This is a genomic window from Pseudomonas baltica (genome assembly GCF_014235765.1).
Lineage (GTDB): Bacteria > Pseudomonadota > Gammaproteobacteria > Pseudomonadales > Pseudomonadaceae > Aquipseudomonas > Aquipseudomonas baltica.
In genome coordinates this window covers 1-383 of sequence record NZ_JACMYH010000024.1, presented here as the reverse complement: position 1 = coordinate 383, position 383 = coordinate 1, and the positions used below count along the sequence as shown (strand labels likewise).

The following is a 383-nucleotide window of genomic DNA, read 5'->3' as shown; positions in this document are numbered from 1 at the left end:
AGAAGCAGCTTTATGCTCCAAGCTGATAGCGCACGCTAACGGCTACAAGCTCGAAATTGGGTCTGTAGCTCAGTTGGTTAGAGCGCACCCCTGATAAGGGTGAGGTCGGCAGTTCGAATCTGCCCAGACCCACCAATTTTGTGTGGGAAACGCCTGTAGAAATACGGGGCCATAGCTCAGCTGGGAGAGCGCCTGCCTTGCACGCAGGAGGTCAGCGGTTCGATCCCGCTTGGCTCCACCACCACTGCTTCTGTTTTAGAGCTTAGAAATGAGCATTCCATCAAGGTGATGGTGAATGTTGATTTCTAGTCTTTGATTAGATCGTTCTTTAAAAATTTGGGTATGTGATAGAAAGATAGACTGGACCAACACTTTCACTGGTG

The 383-nt window shown here is 49.3% G+C and carries 2 tRNA genes; both read left to right on the top strand.

What is annotated here, in order from left to right:
• Window positions 1-58 precede the first annotated feature (58 nt).
• Window positions 59-135: transfer RNA gene (locus H7993_RS20695), tRNA-Ile, on the top strand.
• Window positions 136-165: 30 nt separating this feature from the next.
• Window positions 166-241, top strand: a tRNA-Ala gene (locus tag H7993_RS20690).
• The last annotated feature ends 142 nt before the right edge of the window (window positions 242-383 follow it).